The following is a 21,147-nucleotide window of genomic DNA, read 5'->3' on the forward strand; positions in this document are numbered from 1 at the left end:
CGCGTCCGAGTATTACGCGCCCAAGAATTTCAACTTCTGGTATTTCTTCGGATCGCTGGCCATGCTGGTGCTGGTGATCCAGATCCTCACCGGCATTTTCCTGGTGATGAACTACAAGCCCGATGCGAATCTCGCGTTTTCGTCGGTCGAGTACATCATGCGCGAAGTGCCGTGGGGCTGGCTCATTCGCTATATGCACTCGACGGGCGCGTCGATGTTCTTCGTGGTGGTGTATCTGCACATGTTCCGCGGGCTGTTGTACGGGTCGTACCGCAAGCCGCGCGAGCTGGTGTGGGTGTTCGGATGCCTGATCTTCCTGTGCCTGATGGCCGAAGCGTTCATGGGCTACCTGCTGCCGTGGGGACAGATGTCATACTGGGGCGCGCAGGTGATCGTGAACCTGTTCTCGGCGATCCCGTTCATCGGTCCGGACCTGTCGCTTTGGATTCGTGGCGACTACGTCGTCTCGGACGCCACGCTCAACCGTTTCTTTGCCTTCCACGTGATCGCCGTCCCGCTGGTGCTCATCGGACTGATCGTCGCGCACATCATTGCGCTGCACGAAGTCGGGTCCAACAACCCTGACGGCGTCGAGATCAAGGACAAGAAAGACGCCAACGGCCGGCCGCTCGATGGCATTCCGTTCCATCCGTACTACACGGTGCACGACATCATGGGCGTGGGCGTGTTCCTGATGGTGTTCTCGGCGATCGTGTTCTTTGCGCCGACGATGGGCGGTTACTTCCTGGAAGCGAACAACTTTATCCCGGCGGATTCGCTCAAGACGCCGCCGCACATCGCTCCGGTGTGGTATTTCACGCCGTTCTACTCGATGCTGCGTGCCACGACAGACGACTTCAAGCATCTGCTCATGGTGCTGGCGGTGATTGTCGCGACCATCTGGTGGATCAAGGGCAAAGCGGCCGCAACCACGAAGGTGGCGGCGTCTGGCGGCGTGGTGTTGCTGCTGCTGGCGATGTACCTGACCGAGGCCAAGTTCTGGGGCGTGGTGGTGATGGGGGGCGCGGTGGTCACGCTGTTCTTCCTGCCGTGGCTGGACCATAGCCCGGTGAAGTCGATTCGTTACCGTCCGGGATTCCACAAGGTGCTGTTGGGTATTCTCGTCGTCGTTTTTGCTGTGCTGGGGTATCTGGGCATCCAGGAACCGACGCCGGTGAAGACCGCGATCTCGCAGGTCGGCGCGCTCTATTACTTCGGATTCTTCTGGTTGATGCCGCTGTGGAGCAAGCGCGGCACGTTCAAACCGGTGCCGGAGCGCGTGACTTTCGCGGCGCACTGAGCGCACGTCAACGACGACTAGGGATAACACGATGAGAAAACTGTTGCTTGTCCTGGCGCTCCTGAGTGGTTTCGCGGCGCCGGTCTTGGCTGAAGAAAGCGTGGCGCTGGATACCGCGCCCAATCGGATCGACGATCTTGCGTCGCTGCAGCGGGGCGCAAAGCTGTTCGTGAACTACTGCCTGAATTGCCATTCGGCGGCATCGATGCGGTATTCGCGCCTGAAGGATCTGGGATTGTCGGACGCCGAGATCAAGAACAATCTGCTCTTCACGACGGACAAGATCGGCGACACGATGACCGTGGCCATGCGCGCGGCGGATGCCAAGGAGTGGTTTGGTGCGGCGCCGCCGGATTTGTCGGTCGAGGCGCGGGCGCGAGGGACGGACTGGCTTTATACCTACTTGCGTACGTTCTATCGGGACGATGCGCGGCCGACGGGGTGGAACAATCTGGCGTTCCCGAATGTGGGCATGCCCAACCCGTTGTGGCAGTTGCAGGGGCAGCGCGGATTGAAGCATGGGGAGGGGGCGGAGCAGGGTCCGGCCCAGTTCGTGCAGATCACGCAGGGGACGATGAAACCGGTGGAATTCGATACTGCCGTGGCTGATCTGGTATCTTATCTGGATTGGATGTCGGAACCGGCGCAACGCACACGCCGGCAGTTGGGTGTCTGGGTTTTGTTGTTCTTGGGACTCTTTACGGTACTTGCCTGGCGCCTGAATGCGGCCTATTGGAAGGACGTGAAGTAAAATAACGTCTGTACGACGGGGCCAGGGTTTGGGAAGCGTCGGTTTCCCGCCCCGGCCCCGTTGGTTTTTAAGGAAGACGCGCTATGATGGTTTTGTACTCGGGCACGACGTGCCCCTTCTCCCAGCGTTGCCGGCTGGTTCTGTTCGAAAAAGGCATGGATTTCGAAATCCGTGACGTCGACCTGTTCAACAAGCCGGAAGACATTGCGGTGATGAATCCGTACGGTCAGGTGCCGATTCTTGTCGAACGCGACCTGATTCTGTACGAATCGAACATCATCAATGAGTACATTGACGAACGTTTCCCGCATCCGCAACTGATGCCGGCCGATCCGGTGCAGCGTGCGCGCGCGCGGTTGTTCCTGTTCAATTTCGAGAAAGAGCTGTTCGTGCATGTGAGCGCGCTCGAGAACGAAAAGGGCAAAGCGGCGGAGAAGACGCATGAGAAGGCGCGTGCGTCGATTCGCGATCGTCTGACGCAGCTTGCGCCGATTTTCGTGAAGAACAAGTACATGTTGGGCGAGGAGTTCTCGATGCTCGACGTGGCGATTGCGCCGTTGTTGTGGCGTCTGGATCACTATGGCATCGAGTTGTCGAAGAATGCCGCGCCGTTGATGAAGTATGCCGAGCGGATTTTCAGCCGTCCGGCGTACATTGAAGCGCTGACGCCGTCCGAAAAGGTCATGCGTCGCTGATGCGTTGATTGAACCGCTGGCGAGGCTGGCCTGCCGATGGGGTGGGCGGGTTTCGCGGCGGGATAAGTTGGTCATATGCCTGAAACGTCTACCAAGCCTTACCTTTTGCGCGCGCTGTACGAGTGGTGTACCGACAACGGGTACACACCGTATTTGGCCGTGCATGTCGATGCCAGGACGCGAGTACCGCGCGAGTTTGTGAAAGATGGCGAAATCGTGCTGAACATCAGCTTCGACGCCACGAGCGGATTGCAGATGGGCAACGACTGGATTGAGTTCAGCGCGCGCTTCGGCGGCATTTCGCAGAAGGTGGAAGTGCAGGTGCCGAACGTGCTGGCGATTTATGCTCGCGAGAATGGCCAGGGGATGGCGTTCCCGGTCGACAAGCAGGCGTCTGAGGAAGAGGGGGCCGAGTTGGAAGCGGTGCCGTCGGTGCAGGCGCCGAGTGATGACGATTCCGACCCGACGCGCCCGGGCGGCAATGGCGCGGCGGGCGGCAACGCCGGGCGTGCTCGCCTGAAGGTGGTGAAGTAATTCACGAGGGTGGGTGAGCGGGGTGAGCGCTTTGTGCGCATTACCTCAATCGCTCGCGCCCACGAACAATTTTGCCCTGACAGAGAGTCGTCAGTGACCGATGAATCGGTTACAATACACGACTTCGCCGGCTTAGCTCATCTGGTAGAGCAGTTGATTTGTAATCATCAGGTGGCGGGTTCGAGTCCTGCAGCCGGCACCAAATACCATTCCCAGATTGTCCTGGGAAATCCAAAAACCCGTGATAGCATAAGGCTTCACGGGTTTTTTTATTCCAGCTTTGTCCACTGATGCCCGTGCAGATCCGGGGGCATGTGGGGGCACCTCCGGGGGACTTTTGGCATTTGACATGTGCCCCCGAGAAAAATGCCCCCTCGGGTTGTAAGGTGCCTTATGCCATTGACCGACATTGCTGTCCGGAAAGCGATGCCCCGTGAAAAGCCGTACCGCCTTGCTGATGGTGGTGGTATGTACCTGGAGGTCGCCCTCTCAGGTGGGAAGTACTGGCGCTTCAAGTATCGTTTTGCTGGCAAGGAAAAGCGGCTCGCGTTGGGAGTCTATCCGGATGTTTCGTTGGCTGCAGCGCGGGAAAAGCGGGACAATGCGCGAAAGATACTGGCGGCAGGTATTGACCCAGGCGAAGCGAAGAAAGCCGATAAACGGGCGGTGCGTCTGGCGGCGACCAATTCCTTCGAGGCAGTTGCGCTTGGCTGGATGGATGAACTCAAGCCGTACATTACGGCTGGGTCGATGGCGAAAACTAAGGCTCGCTTCGAGAAGGATGTGTTCCCTTGGATGGGTAAGCGGCCGGTTGCCGAAATCGATGCTCCTGAAGTTCTGACGGTCCTCAAGCGGATCGATAGCCGCGGTGCGCGTTTCACGGCTCACAAGGTTCGTGGTGAGATCAGTCGTGCATTTCGCTACGGAATCAAGGAAGGCTACTGTAAATCTGACCCTGCTCGTGATTTGGTCAATGCTATTCCACCTGCGCAGACAACGCATTTCGCTTCGATTACCGAACCGGCGAAGGTTGGCGCAATGCTTCGAGCATTCGATGGGTTTTCCGGCACGTTTCCTGTTCTGTGCGCGCTGAAGCTTGCTCCCATGTTGTTTACTCGACCTGGCGAGTTGCGAAAGGCCGAGTGGGCTCAGATCGATCTTGATAAGGGCGAGTGGCGGTACCTTGTCACCAAAACGAAGACAGAGCATCTGGTTCCGCTCGCAACCCAAGCTGTGCGAATTCTGCGGGAGCTTCGGGCGCTGACCGGCAACGGTCGTTACGTCTTTCCCGGAGCACGCTCCTCTCAGCGCCCAATGAGTGAGGCCGCGGTCAATGCGGCCCTTCGTCGACTCGGCTATGACACTCGCACGGAAATTACAGGACACGGCTTTCGGGCAATGGCGCGCACGATTTTGCACGAGGAGTTGGAGCAAAAGCCGGAGGTAATTGAGCATCAGCTCGCGCATTCGGTTCCGGACAATCTCGGCAAGGCATACAACCGTACGAAATTCATCAAAGAGCGATGCGCCATGATGCAGAAGTGGGCTGATTATTTGGAAAAGCTAAGAGCTAACGGCATACATGGTCTGCCTATGGGGTGAGCGTCGGTGTGCACCCCATCAGCCTTTCCCTGGCTACTCCTACCGATCTAAAAGATGGGCCTTCACGAGGAAGATCGAGCACAAGGCAGACGTGCCTCACTATATTTCCCGCCGATTATTTAGGCCCAAGCTTGGTGTCCAACGACTGATGCGTTGCCACATCGCCACTTTGGGATTGGCGAGCTGGGCCGAAGTGGCAGCGATGCCGGAAATCCTTTGGGCGGCTCCGATACCAACTGATTATGAAAAAATCTCAACGAATACCCCTGCCGGATGGGGCAAGCATCGACGACTACAAAGGGTGGGAAGAGTGGGATTATCGACGATGGGCATGGGAGTACCTGAGGCGAAATTTGTCGTTTCGAGCCGCTTGTGCCGACGTATCTGCGATAAAAAATAGTGCCGAACGGCTTGCGCGCAAGGCCGAGATCGCTCAGCGGTTCATGTTGAAAAGGTATCGCGATTGCGATGCTCCGTGTGAGACACAGAAGCCCGCCTTTCAAGCTATCAAGCCGTCTCCTTTGCCGCAGTCAATCGGTGCAACGGAATGGTCCACTGCGTTAAGACACGATCAAGTCGCGATCGTATTCAATCTTCGCCCCGCCCTCCACGCGAAGAATGCGATAGGGGCGATGGTGGCCAACGCAGAAAAATGTCTGCAAAAGTACCTCGAGAATCTGAAGGGTTTTGAGAAAGACTGCAAGCAACACCCACAGAGCCATCTTGGCAGGAAGCAACACCTTCGGAATCTTCGACTGCTAGATGCTACTGCTGTGGGGCACGATCCTATCGACATTGCTCATTTGCCTTGGTGGCGCGAATATACGAAGAAAGGGCAACCCAAAACGTTGGAAGCCGATGCGATTCGTAAGGCTGTCAGGTCCGCGAGGGACTTAACCGAATTCGGGTACACCGCAATTTTTTCTTCTCCGAAGCGGCTGGAGCGCATGCCGGTTCGACCCAAAGAACAGGACAGCAAATAGTAGCCCCGCGGAGGAAAAAACAACCGTTTTTCCTCCGTGCCGAGGGCACGTATATGTCGGATCATGTCATCCATGCTATTGCAGAAAACGGAGATCTCCCGAGGACAGACATGACCAACATCATCCACATCGAACAGAACAGCGCGCGGTCTATTTGGCAAAATATGACAATTCTGCGTCGCAAGGACGTGGAACTCATTACCGGACTTTCGCGCTCCAGCATATACGCCGGGATTCAAAATGGCACGTTTCCGGCACCCATTCGCCTATCGGTCAAGTCCGTAGGCTGGGTCTCGAACGAAATTGATGCGTGGATTCAGCAGAAGATGGCGCAACGTACGTAATACTCCTTCGTTTCTGACTTACACCGAATCACTGTAATACATGGCATCTAGACATTATTTGGCATGTGGTATTTCCAATAAATTTAGGATTCCTATGTGTTTCAAGAGACCGACAAATCGGCATCAACTGACTCTGATATTTAAGAAAGCTATGAACAAGAACCCCTTAATTGAAGTCCTGGGTGACAAATTCCAGGTGAACATCGACACTGTTGAGTTCTCCGTCTCTGACGTTCACGTACCATCGCTCGGTGTTACGAAGATGACGACGACGAGCCCGGACGGTGAAGCTCTGGCAATGTCCACAAATCGCAAGCCGATTGCTGGTGCGCATCAACGCCATCCGCTGCAAGTCCGCTATCGACAACTTCGTGAGCACTTCGGGAAGAATGGCGTTCTTTTTGTCGAGGGGTCACTGTTCGGATTTCGTTACGGGCAGAACGTGCACACGTCGGCTCGCCTCCGCTCAGGCTGCGTCGCAGCATTGCGTAGGATTCGGGATCAAATTGGATTCACTTCAACCACCGAAGTGTGGGAGCGCTGGAAGGGTGGCGATATCGAACTTTATCGTGTGGACTTGGCCGTCAACTTCGATCTCGGATCCGAATCGGCCGTTCGTGCGCTCATCAAACGGCTAGCTCATCAACTAATTGGCCGGAATACCAACTGCCACGCATATGATGGTTACGTGTCTCTGGCTCCGCAGCGCGCTAGGAAATACTGCGTGGCCGGATACGCAAAGGGCCCGCAATTGAGGTCAAAATTGAATCGCTCGAAATCAGATGTAAACTTCGCGCGACTCGTCAGCGAATGCCAGAGCCTGCTTCGCGTTGAAGTGCGCTTGCGGCGGCCGGAGCTCAAGAAGCTGGGTCTTTCTCGTGCCATGGATTGGACGCCTGAGAGGGCAAGAGACGTCTTTCGACAGTACGTCGGGAAACTTCCTGCGCTCAACGTCACGAGCGGGCCTGTGTCCGAGGATGAATTCAACGCTATTCCCCCGAAACTTCGCAGTGTGTTCTTCTTGCATAAGCTCGGGGCCGACCTCGCGTCAATTTTTCCCGCACGTACCTTGGCGCGTTATCGCGCGAAGTTCCGCATTCTAGGTATCGACATCGCGTGCCCGAATCTTGAAAGTGCGCCACTGAACGCGTCTCTATCGATTCATCCGGTGAGAACGCCGAAATGGTTGATCGACGCAGGCATGGCGCCTCCGAAGGTCCGAAGAATGGCACCTTCGACTACAAAGGCATAGTCGTTGCCGTTACATTGCTCGAAGGACTCGCGCTCAGTGATATTCGAGGATCGTCAGACATGTGGCCCAGTTCCGCTTGCGCCAAATGCGAGAGCAAATTCCGTTCGGCAACAACCTCGGATCATCCTTCGACAGTTTGCCAAATTGGCCGACAACTCCCTTGCGATTTCTATGATCATCTGTCATTCCGAAGTCGCCGTCTTCGAAACTCTGTAGAAACCGCACGAAATCTACCTAACCGGCATCGAAGACGATGCCGGTTAGGTTAGCTCGTCCCCTTCAGCTTCAACGTGCGTGCTTTTGGACTTGCGAGTTTCTCGCCCGATTCTCAGCGCGAGTTTTTCCATGATTCCAACGAGCATCTGACGATCAACCGGAGACAGTCGGGAAAGTAGCTGCTGAACGTGTTCCGCTTGGTCGGTCGGTCGTCTGGACCCCTCTATCAGAAACGTCTCTACCCCGCACTCAAACAACTCGGCCATTTCGTACAACTTGAAGATGCCGGGACTCACTAGCCCTCGTTCGATACGAGAGAAGGCCTCGTTCCCGATGCCCAGGTGTTCTGCCACCTGTTCTTGGGTATAGCCCGCAATTCGCCGCTTCTTTGCGATCGTTTTGCCGATTTTCCGATTGACCAGCTGTTCCTGCTTGGACAGAGCCACGTTCAACCTCTCCACGTGCGTCTAGTTTGACAACGTAGATGGTCGGCTACCAACCTTATTCACGTAACACATGAATTGGTTGTCGGTCAACTTTTTGCGTAGTAATATTAGATGCTTGTTTACGAATATCACCTTCTTAGGTTGAGTCTCGATGAAAGTTTGGCCGCCTGCCAGCCTTCGCTCAACCAATTCGGAGCTTCTGATGCGCACACTTGGTAACGCCATCTGGTTTTTCTTTCTCGGGGGATTTTGGTCGTGGTTGCTCTGGTTGGTCGCCTCAGGCATTGCCTTTGTTTCCGTCGTTGGTATCCCTTGGGGGCGCTCCTGCTACAACATTTCGGAGCTCGCGGTAGCTCCATTCGGGAGGGAGGCGATCAACCGTCGTGAACTGACGTTGAACCGTGATGTGGGGACCTCATGGATTGGCACCGTTGGTAACTTTGTCTGGTTCCTACTTCTCGGCTTCTGGATCATGCTTGCTCATACGGTTTTGGGTATTGGCTGTTGTTTGACCGTTTTGGGAATTCCATTTGGAATTCAACACTTCAAGTTGGCGGGGCTGGCGATTGCACCGATAGGCAAGAGCATCGTGACTACGAAACTCGCCGAAGAAGCTAGAGGTGAGAATGCAAAGGCTGCTTTACGTGACGTGCGGGGTGGGGCGTCGGTAGCTGGCTTGAAGTCCTACGACGATATCTGAACATCGAGACGTGCCGGTCAGGAGCGCAAATGGTGAAGTGGACAATGCTCGCAATTCTTACTGTGTTTGCCACTTTGGCCGGCGCACAATCAATACCTTTAGCATGCGATCAGTACTTCAGGGCAGCGGAGGCCTGTACTCGCAATCTAATGAGCGTGTACGAGAGAACAAATCCCAAAGAAGTGCAGGATATAAAAAATGCGCTAAAGGCTTTGAATGAAGGGCGCGTTCAAATCCGCAAACAAATTGCGGAACAGGGAGGTGATGCCGTCGCGCAAAAATGTGCAGGCGAACAGTTTGTCGTACCCATGATGAACCTCATCAATGGGCTTGTCGTGCCACTGCAATTTTCCCGGTCCTTAAATAGCTCGTGTCAGCGGGCGATGGGTGAGATACGGCTGCCACCAGGGATGTGATTGCGAAGACAAAGTCTCCGCACGCAAAAGCTGAAGTTGATCTCGAGACTCTTCGCGTCCGCACATCTTGTTCGTTCGAATATTGGTCCATTCTGTGCGGGCGAATTCGCCAAATTGGCAAAACCTTACGCAAGGAGATTTCATGAAATTTCAGTCGCTGACTTTTGCACTCGTTCCTCTTGTAATTTCGACGTATGCGCTAGGGGCATCGTTTGACTGCAAAAAGGCGAGAACGTACGCTGAAACGCAGGTGTGCAGTAATCCGCTTTTGAGTAAGTTGGACGATGCAATGTCATTCAACTATCGGAACATGACGACTGCCGATTTGGGGCCGGGAGGAGGAGCAACTATTAGGCAGGAGCAGAAAAAGTGGCTATCAGCGAGAGATCGATGTTCCACCGTCGCATGCCTGGAGCAGCTGTATCGTAGTCGCATCACCGCAACGTGCGACTACGGAGTCGTCGCTGGTGTTCATCCTGATTGCATTGATGCTGACGACATACATTGATATCGCCGTTGCGCGTCAGAACAGGTCTGACGTTGCCCCGACGAGAAACTTGTCGCCTCCATCCGAAAAAATATATAGGAGTTCGCCAGACTCTGTTCGGAGGCGGCGAACGCCGACCGACTGTGCCCTCGTCATTGATGCGGACCGCTGTCGATCGATATCCTGTGGCGCTCTTTGATGAGGATGAAATGAGAAACCTGATTGCGGCGATCGCGTTCGCGGCCGAGAAGCACCGAAATCAACGTAGAAAAGACCCCGACGCATCGCCATACATTAACCACCCTATAGCGCTCATTGATGTGCTGGCGAACGAGGCTTACGTTGAAGACGAAACGGTTTTGGTCGCGGCCATTTTGCACGACATTTTGGAGGACACCGATACCAGCGCGGAGGAGTTAGCAAATTGTTTCGGGCAAATTGTGGCGGATATCGTATGCGAAGTATCGGACAATAAAACGCTTTCAAAAAACGAACGAAAACAATTGCAGATCGAACATGCGTCGAACAGCAGCCGACCGGCGAAGCTCATTAAGATCGCGGACAAGATCTGTAACTTGCGAGACTTGGCGAACACCCCACCGGTTGGCTGGTCAGAGGAGCGAACGCAGGCCTACTTTGATTGGGCCAAAGCCGTCGTAGATCAGCTTCGCGGCGTACACCCGACGCTAGAGCGACTATTTGACAATGCGTGTCGTGGCAGAAGGGGCGAGCCACATCGTTGGGATCAGAGGGACGCAGGGTAGTCCAATGCGGTCTAACGGTGAGGTTGTCTGCTATACAGATAGCGTGGCTCACGTTGCCGTGTTGTTTTGACCTGCTCCGGTAATGCCCCCGTTTTCCACGGTCAGCAGAAGTAGAAACTAAGCGGCCATGGCAAGCCGCTGCTTCGGGGTAAAACCGCCCAATGCCATATTCGGGCGCTCGTGATTGTAAATCCACATCCAGTCGGCCGCCGCTTCGCGAACCTGCTCCAGGTCGTCCCACAGGTACTGCGACAGCCATTCGTATCGCGCAGTCCGGTTGAACCGTTCGATATACGCGTTCTGCTGCGGCTTGCCCGGCTCGATGTATTCCAGCCGGATGCCTTGCTTCTGCGTCCATGTCACGATGGCCGCACTCAAATATTCCGGGCCGTTGTCGCATCGGATGACCTTCGGCTTGCCTCGCCATTCTATATGTTGCTTCAGCGTGCGAATCACCCGCTCGGATGGCAACGAGAAATCCACCTCGATGCCCAGCGCCTCGCGGTTGAAATCATCAATCACGTTCAGCGTCCGGATACTGCGCCCGTCAACCAGTTGGTCATGCATGAAGTCCATCGACCACACTTCATTGATGGCCTCCGGTACCGATAGCGGCTGCGGCGTTTCCCGCACCAGCCGCTTTTTCGGCTTGATGCGCAGGTTCAGCTCCAGCTCGCGGTAAATCCGGTAAATGCGCTTGTGGTTCCAGCCGAATCCCTTCACGTTACGCAGGTAGAAGTAGCACAGCAGAAAGCCCCAGTTGCGATGGCAGCCCGTAATACGCAGCAGCCAGTCGGCAATCTCTTCGTTCTCCGTGTTCAACTTCGCCGCGTACCGGTAGCACGACTCGCTGATGCCGAACACCGCGCACGCCACACGAATTGACACGCGCCGCTGTTGCACAACCTGCTTTGCCATCTCGCGCCGACGAGATGGCTTCAGAACTTTTTTTGCAAGGCCTCCGAGGCAATCTCAGCCTTGAGCTTCTCCTCGATGTACATCTTGCGAAGCCGGGCATTCTCCGCCTCCAGCTCCTTCATGCGCGACATCATCGACGCGTCCATGCCACCGTACTTCGAGCGCCATTTATAAAACGTTGCCGAACTGATGCCCAGTTCTCGGCACAGCTCCGGCACCGCCAGCCCAGCCTCCGCGCGCTTGAGCGCCTCCAGTATCTGGCTGTCCGTGAATCTCGACTTCTTCATCTGCAGAACTCCCTCTTAACAAGAAAATTCTACTTCTCCTAGCGGTGGGTTTCCGGGGGCATTACCCTCCCAGCAAACAGTGCCATCCGGAGTCTAGTAAAGTTCGTTTTCGGAGATTAGGACGAATGATCCGCTTGGGTTCCACATCCCGCCTCACCGGTGAAGACTATGTCTGCAGTTCGCTGCGGATTTTGTTCACGCATTCATTTACCGTGCCTCGGGATGTGTCGATGAAGACATCGGTAAATGAACGCGACTGATATCCTTGGGCGTACATCTCGATAATTCGCTCTCGCTCCCATCTCGTCAGTTTGCGCACTCCGCGATCGGCCAGTGCTGTTTTCATCGGCGGAGCCAGGGTGACAACGACAAGGCGCGCAGATCGATGCCGGCATGCCGCGTTGAGCCTGAGGAACTGGCTTTCATCAATCGGATAAGCAACTACAAGGTATTGGCATTGCGTGTCTCGAATGCTCTGTTCGATTCGCTCGAAGGCAATTGCCCATTGAACTTCGCGTGGTAGGTGTTCAGGGGCGCCGTGATCATCACCCTCAATCAGATCCGTATGTGGAAGCACGTGCGCCAAGGCGGAACCGATCGTTGATTTCCCGCTGCTGATAGGGCTGTTAATGTGGATCACGGTGGGGGTGTCAGAAATTCCGTGTTCAAGGCGGGTTGAGAATCACACGGACGGTCGCACGAAACGATCGGCGTAGAGGATAGCGAATTGGTTCATGGCCGCTTTCCAGTCTTTGGCTGCACGCCCCCAATCAGCGGTGATATTGCGCAGTGCCAGCCAAATGAGTTTCGTCGCAGCATCATCGGTCGGGAAGTGACCTCGCGTCTTGATGATCTTGCGCAGCTGCGAATTGATATTCTCAATGGCGTTCGTAGTGTATATAACCTTGCGGATGTCCGGGGGAAACGCAAAGAATGGAATCACGCGATCCCAGGCATTGCGCCACGACGTACTCACGGTTGGGAATTTCTGGCCCCAAGGCCCGTGGGCAAACGCATCCAATTCGGCTTGAGCCGCCTCGGCGCTGGGCGCGGTGTAGATCGGTTTGATCGCGGCAGCCAGCCCCTTGCGATCCTTCCAGCTCGCGTAATCGAGGCTGTTGCGGATCAGATGGACGATGCAGGTTTGCAGCGTCGTGGCCGGAAACACGGCGGCCAGGGCTTCAGGCATGCCTTTGAGGCCGTCGGTCACGGCGATCAGGATGTCCTGGATCCCACGCGTTTTCAGGTCGTTGAACACCTTCATCCAGAACTTGGCACCTTCGGTGTTCTCGATCCACAGGCCCAGGATGTCGCGCGAGCCGTCAGGCAACACGCCCAGTGCCAGATAGACAGCCTTGTTACGCACCACGGCGTCTTCGCGAATCTTGACCCGCAGCGCGTCGAAGAACACGATCGGATACATCGGCTCCAGCGCCCGGGCCTGCCAGGCAGTGACCTCGGCCATCACCTCGTCGGTCACGGAACTGATGAAGTCGGGTGAGACCTCGGTGCCGTACTGCTCCAGCAGGAAGCCCTGGATCTCGCGCACAGTCATGCCTCGGGCATACATGGCGACGATCTTGTCGTCGAAGCCCGTGAAGCGGCGTTCGTGCTTGGGAATCAGCAGCGGCTCGAAGCTGCCGTCACGGTCGCGGGGCACCTCGATGCGCATTGGGCCGTCCTCAGTCAGCACCGTCTTGGCGCCTCGGCCGTTGCGCTGATTGGTGACGTTGGCCGGTTTGGCCCCGCCGGCCGGGTAGCCGAGATGGTGGTTCAACTCGCCGCCCAGGGCGCGTTCGATGAGCGCCTTCTTGAGCGCCATGGTCGCGGCATTGATGGCTTCGGCCGTCATCGGACCATCGCCGAACTGCTCAAGCAGCTCGGCGGGAATTGCCGGCAGCTCTGCCAGCGGGGCTTTCGGTTTGCGAGGCATACATTCTCCTTGAGAGCATCATATGCCTTGAACACGAAATTACTGACAGGCCCATCACGGTCGAGAGTTGCATAGTGGTCATCGTTTTCTGCAGGTTTCTTCAACGATTGTTGACGATTCGCCCTTCTGACCTGACGGATTTCTTCGTACCACGGGTGTCTAGAGGTTCACGGCTCCAGTGGTTGAAATACATTCGCTAGCCCGGCGAAATTCGGCCGGGGTTTGGTACTGCAAACTCGAATGCGGGCGCACTTCGTTGTAGTGAGTGCGCCAGTCTTCGATCACGATCTTCGCTTCAATTCGGTTGCGAAACCACTCCATCGCCAAACATTCATCTCGGAATTTTCCGTTGAAGCTTTCGTTGGTACCGTTCTGCCACGGCTTGCCCGGATCAATCAGCGCTGTCTCGATGTTCTCCTGCACAGCCCATTTGAGCAGCGCCGTGCTGACAAACTCCGGCCCATTGTCTGAGCGCAGATAACGAGGTGCGCCATGCACGCTGATTAACCGGCCCAGCACTTCGACGACTCGACTTGAGCGAATTGATCCCGCCACATCAATCGCCAGGCACTCCCGCGTAAATTCGTCGACCACCGTCAAGCATTTGACCTGCTGGCCATTCGCACAGGCATCGAATACGAAGTCATAGCACCACACCGAGTTGCGAGTTGCTGGCGCATGAGGTCTTGGCCGACTGCCAGCCACCTGACGTCTACGTCTTTTCTTTGGTACTTGCAGACCCGCCTGTGCCAAGAGCGAGGCGCATCGATCGCGACCGACGACAATACCTTCGCGTCCCAGCAACACTCGGATGTGGCGCGAACCGAAACGCGGGAATTGCCCCGACAACGTTCGCATCGCCTCGATCACCGGTGTGCTTTTACGCGGCATCTTGAGCGTGTAGCTCAAGCTTGATCGGCTGACCTGCATGAGCGCACACGCTCGCCGTTGGCTCAAACCACGCTCCATCGCAAAGCGGGCTTGCTCACAGCGAACCTGCGCGCTCACCACTTTTTTGCACCGATCTCCTTCAAGACCTGAATATCCAGCGCTTGGTCGGCGACCAGCTTCTTCAGCCTGACATTCTCCGCTTCAAGCGCCTTGAGTCGTTTGACGTCGTCGCTGACCATCTCGCCAAAGTGCTTTCGCCAGGCATAAATCGACGCTTCGCTCACGCCGTGGCGCTTAGCCACTTCAGGCACTGTGTCTCGATCCGCTTCGCGCAGTATCCGCACAATCTGTTCGTCGTTGTACCGACTTTTCTTCATACCAACTCCTCATCTGAGCTGAGGAGCCATTATCTCTAGATTTCTTTGGTACGAAATTTCCCGGTCAGGTCAACTTCGTGAGTCACAATGAGGTGAAGTTTCGTATCGACAGCCACCTGAACGTTGTAGCCAACTACGCCCGTGCCCTTGGCTTGCGACATCATCGAGCGCGAATCTGGATCAGTTAGCGAGACCCGTTTGCCAGGTAAATCATTCCGCAGTTCTGCGGTGCGATCCAGATCGCGCATCTGCTCGCGCAGCGTTTCGATCTTTTCCCGTAGCCGTTCGGTCTTTGCTTCCACCTCGGCCGTCTCCAGGGCATCCAGATAACGCTGAATGCTCCGCTCAATCTGTTCCTGACGCCTTGCAATCTTGTTGGGCGTGAAGTTGTTATCGCGGCTGTTAACCACTTTGAACTTGCTGCCGTCAATGGGGCCAGCCGCTTGCGTGAAGAGCTTCAGGTCACGGCACATAATCACGAAGCGACGGCACCATTGCTGCGCCTGAACTCGGCAATCGTCTTAAAGTCAGGTGCGAGGCGACCGGTCAGCCGCATCAATTCGACATCGCGCTGGCACTCGCGCTCCAGACGTCGGCTCGACTGCACGCGGTTGAGAAAACCGTAGATGTAGAGCATGAGCAGAACGGGTGGATGGTAAGACGGTCGCCCAGTTATCGCGGGCGTGGTGCCTTCGAATCCCATGGAAGCCAGATCGAGCTCGTCTACGAATGCATCGACTATCCGGACGGGATTGTCCTCGGCGATGAAGTCTTCTAGACATTCCCGCAGCAACGTTGCCTGACTGCAGTTCGCACCCTCGACAAATCGCCCCATCTCCGCCTCTCGCGCTAGCAGGTTGATTCAGTCTAGGCGATCGGGACGGTTTTGGCACAGCCTCGGCCGGAAACAGTCGTCACCCGTAACTGCGCATGCCGCCGCGGTCGGGAAAGTCCAATACGGCTTGAGCCTCGGGCGAAAATAGTGCCCCTTCTAGTATTGTGCATCTTAAGCGGTTGTATTCCTATTTTTAGGCCGGGGGAAGGTGAATGAAAATCTCCGGATGGAATTGTCCGGAATCTTTTGAGTTCGCCAGCGACGATCCGAAGACTCCCTTGTCTTGTGGGAAGCTTGTGCGTCAGTTTGGGGTTTTCGCCGGTGGGCGACCGCTCGCGGGCAATCCCTGTGAACTGCGCTCCTTGTAGCGCTCTCTCCGAGAATATTGACGTTAGGACGCGTGGGAATTCGCCGCGGCCGAAATGGGGCGCCTCAGTCTCGTTGGCAAGCCTCCAATCGAAGGGGAGGGTCAAGAAGTAATGGGAACTTTGCTGGGGAGCGGGGTGCCACCACATCGCCAAATTCCGTAGAATCTGTGGTGAAAAGCGCCAGTGCGTTAACTGCGCTGGGATAGTAACTACGGGGATTTGCGCTGAGATGAGATTCAAGGAAATCGTTGCTCGTTTGTTTGGCTTAGCCGAGAACTGTGTTGCACGTTTGATCGCCAGTCACATCGACGAAGTCCGACAAGCGGCTCAGCACTCCGGTTATCGAAAGGGCTATGAAGCGGGGCGAACGTCCGGTGAGCAGGATGGCGAAACGTCTGGACATGCAAGTGGCTACGAGAAAGGTCGCGCTGAGGGGGAGGCAACCGGACACGCGACCGGATTTGCGGAGGGCCGCCAGGTTTGGGTTATCGAGAATCATCAGACGCCGACGGAGCCCCGGCCCTTGGAGTCAACGGTGTATGGGCCACATAGCTTCACGTTCGGGGCCGACGTGGAGGCAAAGATGCGCAGTGAAGTGGCCGCCGCGGTACGCGAAAAAAAGGTCCCCGCACCGACAGAGCAGCAATGGAGCATGATATTCGCTAAGCATCCCGCCACTTGTGTTATCGCGGGGGCTGGCTCGGGCAAGTCAACTACGCTTGTTTTGCGTGTTGTGTTCATGCTGAAACATTTGCGGCGGCAGAGGGACGAAATCACGGTTGTTTCGTTCACTCGAGCCTCGTGCGATGAGCTGCGCGAGACTCTCATGGAAGTACTTCCACACTGGGGAATTGAGCTCGACTATAGCGAAGCGAAGCGTCTTGTTAGGACGTTTCATTCTATGTTGTTCCGTGTGGCGAAGAGTGCTTTTCCCGGCGTCGGATTTTTTGAGAACATCAGGATAACTAAATTAGAAAACAAAGGGAATATCGATCGCCCTGATGACGAAGAGGACATCGATAACCCGATGTCTGCAGCAAAGCTCAATGACGATCAACTGACGCTTATTAACTTGGCTTACGCGCAACTGTTCGCTGCTGACGAAAAATTCCGCGAACATGTGCTGCAGATGCTTATGATCGAGTGCAGTCGAGCAGCGTCAGCCGAACGGGATGACGACAAGGAGTATAGAGAAGGTACGATAAGGTCGGCAGCCGCCCGCGATCTGAGGCTCGTTGAAACTGTGAATGCTCGCTACCGAGAGAGAGCATTGTGGCCGGACGGCGTCGAGGAGGGTCCGTTTCCGGCGTTCAAGCGTGACGGAAGAATTTTCTACGCCAACGCGCGGACCGAGCATGGGAGGCTGGTGTTCTTTGGCGAGCTTGTTGAGAAGGATGCCGCTGCAATGTTCTCGCCGGAGGAGCAGCTCGTCGACGATGCTGGAAAGGCAATATTCACTCTCCGGTCAGCCCTAAAAGTGAAGAGAAATATAGTCGCTGTATCGTTCGCGGGAGACTATCGTTACGTCAACACGAGGTCTCGCTTAGACATGCTGGCGCTTGAGCGTCTGTGGCTAAGTCCCGGCAGCCGGCCGATCGGCGGGGCACCCGTTTTCGAGGTGAAGTTGGACGGCGAGCTGAAGTTTGCGAACATTGCAGAAGCCTTTTACATGCAGGCTTCGTTTATCGAGAGTATGGGGATGCGTGTTCCAAATGCGGTGAAAGAAATGCCCGCATTCCGCAATTATGGTCTTGAATTTCACTTCTGCTCCGCGTTACCCAGATACTGGTTGCATTTCAACGAGCTTCTGTCGACGAAGAAGCAGATGACTTTCAACAACGCGTTCCTGCTACTCTCAAGTGAGCAACGCGATACTGGTCCTCGAGTTCCACTGGATGTGCTTCGGCCGCTAACGAACCTCGTGATCGACGAATTCCAGGATATTTCGCCACAGATTGTCCATTGGTTGGTGTCGTGTCAGCGGCAACTCGCGGACACGGAGAATCCGGATAAATTTCCTACCCTCATGGCCATCGGTGACGATTGGCAAGCCATCTATGGCTGGAGAGGAAGTGCGCCGGAATTCTTCATAAAGTTCGATAGCCATTTCCCCGCGCACCCTCAGGTCGGTCCGGCGCTAAAAGTCCAGATGGTTGAGAATTTTCGCTCGGTTGAGCCGATTATCCGAGACGCGGAACGGCTGCTTGGATCTGTCGTGACCAAAACGATAAAGTCCAGCGTTGCGACTCAGCCGCTGGAGCATGGTGACCACGGCGTGAAGCTATTCGAGTGTGGCGAGCTGTCAGCGGAGAAGCTCAGCAAAATCGCAGCATTCATTGAGGAGCAGCTGGAGTATGTTAAGTCATTGCCGAAATCTCATAAGAACAAAGTTATAGTTATGAGTCGGACAAACACTGTGATCGACAAACTTAAAGCGCTTCTGGAGGCGCGAGCGGGGATTCTGTTCTACACCTACCATCGCGCGAAAGGGTTGCAAGCTGAGGTGGCAGTCATGATCGAGGATTGCTCGTACGATCAGGTTCATAAATTGCGGAACCGAGTATACGTGGCCAGCGGGCTCTTCGACGTTAACTATACGTACGATATGGCCGCGCTTGATGAGGCATATCGTTTGGCATATGTGGGGGCGACGCGCGGCCGACGTCGCACGTTTTGGTTCGTGGATAGTGTAGCCGGCGCCTCTGCTCATTTGTTGAATGTTAAGAGTCAAACTGGGCTCCCCGCTCGACTATGAAAGTGCTCGTCAAGTAGTTGACCCTATCCCAGTAAGCGGTGCCGCCGAATTCAACCTGTCACTGTAACGCACGCTGAAGTATTTTTGCTGGTGTTTTGAACCTCAGAGTTTTTCTTGGCCTGATGCTCAGGTTCTCAGCAACGTCGCTCGGCTTCTTCTGCGAAATTCCGTCCGGAGGAGTGCCTTTAGGGAAGCAATGTCGCGGCAAGCCGTTGGGGTTTTCGTTGGTGCCTCGCTGCCTTGGGCTGCTTACATCGGCGTTGTTGGAGCCAAAGTTGTATGTGCGTACGAGCACTTATGCACGTTCTGGCTGGCTAAACAGCCGTACCACACGCGAGTTGGCAATCTCACGTTTACACAACTAAATGACCACCGATACTGCAAACCCAGATGAACCACTCAGCGCGGCGGACTTTCGTGCAACCGCGTACGAAGCCGTCCTGGCGGATGGCTCTGACGAAACCTGCATGATGGCTTCATGCCGACTCTATGCGGCTGCGGAGGCCGCGCGGGAGGCTGGGGACGCACGTACTTCACGAGTCTTGAAATTGCTTGCGAACGCCACGTCGATGATGCTCGTCGCTGAGGACAAGAGCCACCCGTTTCGACATTCGATGCAATTCGGAGACAGGCGTTCAACTGCACCAGACGACTTTTCAGAACATGAGATTGCTCTTTTCGCGGAAGTGGCACCGGAGGTCGCCAATTCCCATCTTCGGGCAAGATTGGCTGATCTCGTCTGGCTGCACCCCAGAAAGTTCGGGGTGAAATACGCGCATCTGGCAATTGACTCCTACCGCGAAATACCTCCGTCAGATGAATCGTGGTTTGCCTCGGGCCGCGAATACTGGGCTCGCGCATTGACGCTTGCCATGTCGATCGGATCGGGCGCCGGGCCGCGTATCGGTGAGATCGAGGCGTCATTGATCAGCGCTATTTTTGCAAATGGGGATCGTGGCTATGTTCCTCTACAGATCGCTGCGATATTGCTCAAGGCTGGCGCAGGAAGGGGGAGCGCAGGCGATATTGCTACCAGAATGGAAGCACTGGCACGCACACACGCCGCATCACTTATGTACCACGAGGCGATCGCTTATTTTGAGGCCGCTGCCACATGGCACGCTCGTTCCGCCGCAAGAGATAAATCCGTGGAGATGGTCGTCGCCGGAGCAGATTGTTGGGAGATGCAAGGCGATAGCAAGGGTGCGGGGTTAGCCTCCCTAAACTTTTATGAGAATGCCATCAAAGTGTTTCGTACTGTGCCTGGTCCAAGTCGTGTGCAGTACACGGTCGACGCTCGAATTGAATCGCTTCACGCGAAAGTGCGTCAAGCTGGACAGGCCGCCGCCGTGCATATGCAGACTGTAAAAACTAGCCCTATAGACATTAGTGAGCTGATCAGGCAGGCGGTGGAGAAGGTCACCAATAAGCAACCATTAGAGGTCCTCGCAGCGTTCTCGCAGCTCTATCGAGGAGCGCGTGTAGAACGCATACGCGCCGTTGCGCAGAGCAACCTAGACAAGAGCATCTTCCGACAGATTATGGGTAGCGTGGTTATGTCCGCCCAAGGTAATACGGTTGCGCGGCAACCTGCGGCGGGGGGCAGTCTTGATGCAGCAGATGCGGCTCTTCGTTCCCAAATGGTCCGTGATTTTCAGATTGTTGTTGGATTGACCGCTACTGCTGAGATTAAGCCGGCCCTTGAGGTTATCCGCTCGCAGCACGTATTTACCGTTTGGGATTTTGAGGAAGTCTGCCGCTATTCGCCCTTTGTGCCTCCTGACAGAGTTGACCTGCTGGCGGAGGGGCTGTATGCCGGTTACTGCGGCGACATGGTACATGCGATGCACGTGCTTGTACCCCAGGTCGAGAATATCGTCAGATTTCACTTGCAGCACGCCGGCGCAATTACAACCACGACGTCGCCTGACGGCATCGTCATGGAAAACGGAATGAGCACGTTAGTGAAGTTGCCACAGATGGTAACAGTGTTTGGTGAGGACTTTACGTTCGAGCTGAGCGCATTGTTTTGCGACCAGAACGGCCCTAATTTGCGGAATGAGATAGCGCATGGCTTGATGAGCAAGGCTGCGTGCGAGTCCGATGCCTGCATTTACGCGTGGTGGTTGATTTATGCACGCATGTTCAGGAATTTTTGGACTGCTCAGCAACGCGTGGCGCAGATGGAAGTGCCTGGAAAGACTGGTAGTTCTGCAACATAGTCTCGACATTGGCTCCGTGGCCCAAGCTGTTTCGCTTCTCAAGCCGCTCGTTCCGAGTGTCGTCAAGGGTT

The 21,147-nt window shown here is 55.5% G+C and carries 18 protein-coding genes, 1 tRNA gene and 2 pseudogenes; 15 read left to right on the forward strand and 6 right to left on the reverse strand.

Annotated features, from left to right (window positions below):
- Positions 1-61: 61 nt before the first annotated feature.
- The 10 genes and pseudogenes from PTE31013_RS15415 to PTE31013_RS15455 form a co-directional block, all read left to right on the forward strand.
- Positions 62-1,156: pseudogene (locus tag PTE31013_RS15415) on the forward strand (cytochrome b); the annotation flags it as partial.
- Entirely contained in the window at positions 1,096-1,335 is a 240-nt protein-coding gene (locus tag PTE31013_RS25420; protein ID WP_484555855.1) for a Bbp19 family protein, read from the forward strand. The pseudogene PTE31013_RS15415 and the gene PTE31013_RS25420, both read left to right, overlap by 61 nt.
- Positions 1,332-2,051, forward strand: coding sequence for a cytochrome c1 (locus tag PTE31013_RS15420; RefSeq protein ID WP_150613657.1), 720 nt, complete (start codon positions 1,332-1,334; stop codon positions 2,049-2,051). The genes PTE31013_RS25420 and PTE31013_RS15420 overlap by 4 nt, the downstream gene beginning before the upstream one ends.
- A gap of 83 nt (positions 2,052-2,134) precedes the next feature.
- Positions 2,135-2,746 carry a glutathione S-transferase N-terminal domain-containing protein gene (locus tag PTE31013_RS15425; RefSeq protein ID WP_023593906.1) on the forward strand — a complete coding sequence of 204 codons (612 nt, stop codon included), beginning with the start codon at positions 2,135-2,137 and terminating at the stop codon, positions 2,744-2,746.
- Positions 2,747-2,821: 75 nt separating this feature from the next.
- Positions 2,822-3,280, forward strand: a complete 459-nt coding sequence (locus tag PTE31013_RS15430) for a ClpXP protease specificity-enhancing factor (protein ID WP_150613658.1) — start codon at positions 2,822-2,824, stop codon at positions 3,278-3,280.
- A gap of 126 nt (positions 3,281-3,406) precedes the next feature.
- Positions 3,407-3,482: transfer RNA gene (locus tag PTE31013_RS15435), tRNA-Thr, on the forward strand.
- A 191-nt stretch (positions 3,483-3,673) separates the two neighbouring features.
- On the forward strand, positions 3,674-4,882 hold the full coding sequence (locus PTE31013_RS15440) for a tyrosine-type recombinase/integrase (protein WP_150613659.1): 1,209 nt from the start codon (positions 3,674-3,676) through the stop codon (positions 4,880-4,882).
- A gap of 242 nt (positions 4,883-5,124) precedes the next feature.
- The gene (locus tag PTE31013_RS15445; RefSeq protein ID WP_150613660.1) at positions 5,125-5,865 is read left to right on the forward strand and encodes a transcriptional regulator domain-containing protein; all 741 of its coding nucleotides are present in this window, start codon (positions 5,125-5,127) and stop codon (positions 5,863-5,865) included.
- A 110-nt stretch (positions 5,866-5,975) separates the two neighbouring features.
- Positions 5,976-6,209 (forward strand): helix-turn-helix transcriptional regulator, encoded by a 234-nt coding sequence (locus PTE31013_RS15450; protein WP_343039555.1) that lies wholly within the window; start codon positions 5,976-5,978, stop codon positions 6,207-6,209.
- A gap of 151 nt (positions 6,210-6,360) precedes the next feature.
- Entirely contained in the window at positions 6,361-7,461 is a 1,101-nt protein-coding gene (locus PTE31013_RS15455; RefSeq protein WP_174978584.1) for a phage/plasmid replication domain-containing protein, read from the forward strand.
- Positions 7,462-7,721: 260 nt separating this feature from the next.
- Here PTE31013_RS15455 and PTE31013_RS15460 read toward each other — a convergent pair whose 3' ends face one another.
- Positions 7,722-8,123 (reverse strand): helix-turn-helix domain-containing protein, encoded by a 402-nt coding sequence (locus PTE31013_RS15460; RefSeq protein WP_246174608.1) that lies wholly within the window; start codon positions 8,121-8,123, stop codon positions 7,722-7,724.
- Positions 8,124-8,274: 151 nt separating this feature from the next.
- Here PTE31013_RS15460 and PTE31013_RS15465 point away from each other — a divergent pair, with 151 nt between their 5' ends.
- From PTE31013_RS15465 to PTE31013_RS15475, 3 genes are all read left to right on the forward strand, one after another.
- On the forward strand, positions 8,275-8,823 hold the full coding sequence (locus PTE31013_RS15465; RefSeq protein WP_217426239.1) for a YccF domain-containing protein: 549 nt from the start codon (positions 8,275-8,277) through the stop codon (positions 8,821-8,823).
- Positions 8,824-8,852: 29 nt separating this feature from the next.
- Positions 8,853-9,239 (forward strand): hypothetical protein, encoded by a 387-nt coding sequence (locus PTE31013_RS15470; protein ID WP_150613662.1) that lies wholly within the window; start codon positions 8,853-8,855, stop codon positions 9,237-9,239.
- A 696-nt stretch (positions 9,240-9,935) separates the two neighbouring features.
- Positions 9,936-10,490, forward strand: coding sequence for an HD domain-containing protein (locus tag PTE31013_RS15475; RefSeq protein WP_150613663.1), 555 nt, complete (start codon positions 9,936-9,938; stop codon positions 10,488-10,490).
- 117 nt (positions 10,491-10,607) lie between these two features.
- On the opposite strand, the gene PTE31013_RS15480 is transcribed toward PTE31013_RS15475, so the two are convergent.
- The 5 genes and pseudogenes from PTE31013_RS15480 to PTE31013_RS15500 all read right to left on the reverse strand — a co-directional run.
- A protein-coding gene (locus PTE31013_RS15480) for an IS3 family transposase (protein WP_150613664.1) occupies positions 10,608-11,695 on the reverse strand; the annotation gives its coding sequence in 2 pieces (ribosomal slippage) (positions 10,608-11,446 and positions 11,446-11,695; 1,089 coding nt in all).
- Positions 11,696-11,861: 166 nt separating this feature from the next.
- Complete coding sequence (locus tag PTE31013_RS15485; protein WP_246174610.1) at positions 11,862-12,335, reverse strand: DEAD/DEAH box helicase family protein; 474 nt, start codon at positions 12,333-12,335, stop codon at positions 11,862-11,864.
- 42 nt (positions 12,336-12,377) lie between these two features.
- Positions 12,378-13,628: an IS256 family transposase gene (locus PTE31013_RS15490; RefSeq protein WP_150613666.1), complete on the reverse strand. Its 1,251-nt coding sequence runs from the start codon at positions 13,626-13,628 to the stop codon at positions 12,378-12,380.
- Positions 13,629-13,787: 159 nt separating this feature from the next.
- Positions 13,788-14,896, reverse strand: a protein-coding gene (locus PTE31013_RS15495; protein WP_150613667.1) for an IS3 family transposase whose coding sequence is annotated in 2 segments (ribosomal slippage) — positions 13,788-14,650 and positions 14,650-14,896 — 1,110 coding nt in all. Because the reading frame shifts where the segments join, the coding sequence is not laid out codon by codon here.
- 59 nt (positions 14,897-14,955) lie between these two features.
- Positions 14,956-15,731: pseudogene (locus tag PTE31013_RS15500) on the reverse strand (transposase); the annotation flags it as partial.
- A 597-nt stretch (positions 15,732-16,328) separates the two neighbouring features.
- On the opposite strand from PTE31013_RS15500, the gene PTE31013_RS15505 reads away from it, so the two are divergent.
- Both PTE31013_RS15505 and PTE31013_RS15510 read left to right on the forward strand, forming a co-directional pair.
- Entirely contained in the window at positions 16,329-18,854 is a 2,526-nt protein-coding gene (locus PTE31013_RS15505; RefSeq protein WP_150613668.1) for a UvrD-helicase domain-containing protein, read from the forward strand.
- 365 nt (positions 18,855-19,219) lie between these two features.
- Entirely contained in the window at positions 19,220-21,076 is a 1,857-nt protein-coding gene (locus tag PTE31013_RS15510) for a DUF4209 domain-containing protein (RefSeq protein ID WP_150613669.1), read from the forward strand.
- Positions 21,077-21,147 lie beyond the last annotated feature (71 nt).

The organism is Pandoraea terrigena, assembly GCF_902459705.1.
GTDB lineage: Bacteria > Pseudomonadota > Gammaproteobacteria > Burkholderiales > Burkholderiaceae > Pandoraea > Pandoraea terrigena.

What these genes read in the sequence shown, in the direction of transcription:
- PTE31013_RS15420 (WP_150613657.1), top strand. Translation starts at nt 1,332, where the DNA reads ATGAGAAAACTGTTGCTTGTCCTGGCGCTCCTGAGTGGTTTCGCGGCG.
- PTE31013_RS15425 (WP_023593906.1), top strand. Translation starts at nt 2,135, where the DNA reads ATGATGGTTTTGTACTCGGGCACGACGTGCCCCTTCTCCCAGCGTTGC.
- PTE31013_RS15430 (WP_150613658.1), top strand. Translation starts at nt 2,822, where the DNA reads ATGCCTGAAACGTCTACCAAGCCTTACCTTTTGCGCGCGCTGTACGAG.
- PTE31013_RS15440 (WP_150613659.1), top strand. Translation starts at nt 3,674, where the DNA reads ATGCCATTGACCGACATTGCTGTCCGGAAAGCGATGCCCCGTGAAAAG.
- PTE31013_RS15445 (WP_150613660.1), top strand. Translation starts at nt 5,125, where the DNA reads ATGAAAAAATCTCAACGAATACCCCTGCCGGATGGGGCAAGCATCGAC.
- PTE31013_RS15450 (WP_343039555.1), top strand. Translation starts at nt 5,976, where the DNA reads ATGACCAACATCATCCACATCGAACAGAACAGCGCGCGGTCTATTTGG.
- PTE31013_RS15455 (WP_174978584.1), top strand. Translation starts at nt 6,361, where the DNA reads ATGAACAAGAACCCCTTAATTGAAGTCCTGGGTGACAAATTCCAGGTG.
- PTE31013_RS15465 (WP_217426239.1), top strand. Translation starts at nt 8,275, where the DNA reads ATGAAAGTTTGGCCGCCTGCCAGCCTTCGCTCAACCAATTCGGAGCTT.
- PTE31013_RS15470 (WP_150613662.1), top strand. Translation starts at nt 8,853, where the DNA reads ATGGTGAAGTGGACAATGCTCGCAATTCTTACTGTGTTTGCCACTTTG.
- PTE31013_RS15475 (WP_150613663.1), top strand. Translation starts at nt 9,936, where the DNA reads ATGAGAAACCTGATTGCGGCGATCGCGTTCGCGGCCGAGAAGCACCGA.
- PTE31013_RS15490 (WP_150613666.1), bottom strand. Translation starts at nt 13,628, where the DNA reads ATGCCTCGCAAACCGAAAGCCCCGCTGGCAGAGCTGCCGGCAATTCCC.
- PTE31013_RS15505 (WP_150613668.1), top strand. Translation starts at nt 16,329, where the DNA reads ATGAGATTCAAGGAAATCGTTGCTCGTTTGTTTGGCTTAGCCGAGAAC.
- PTE31013_RS15510 (WP_150613669.1), top strand. Translation starts at nt 19,220, where the DNA reads ATGACCACCGATACTGCAAACCCAGATGAACCACTCAGCGCGGCGGAC.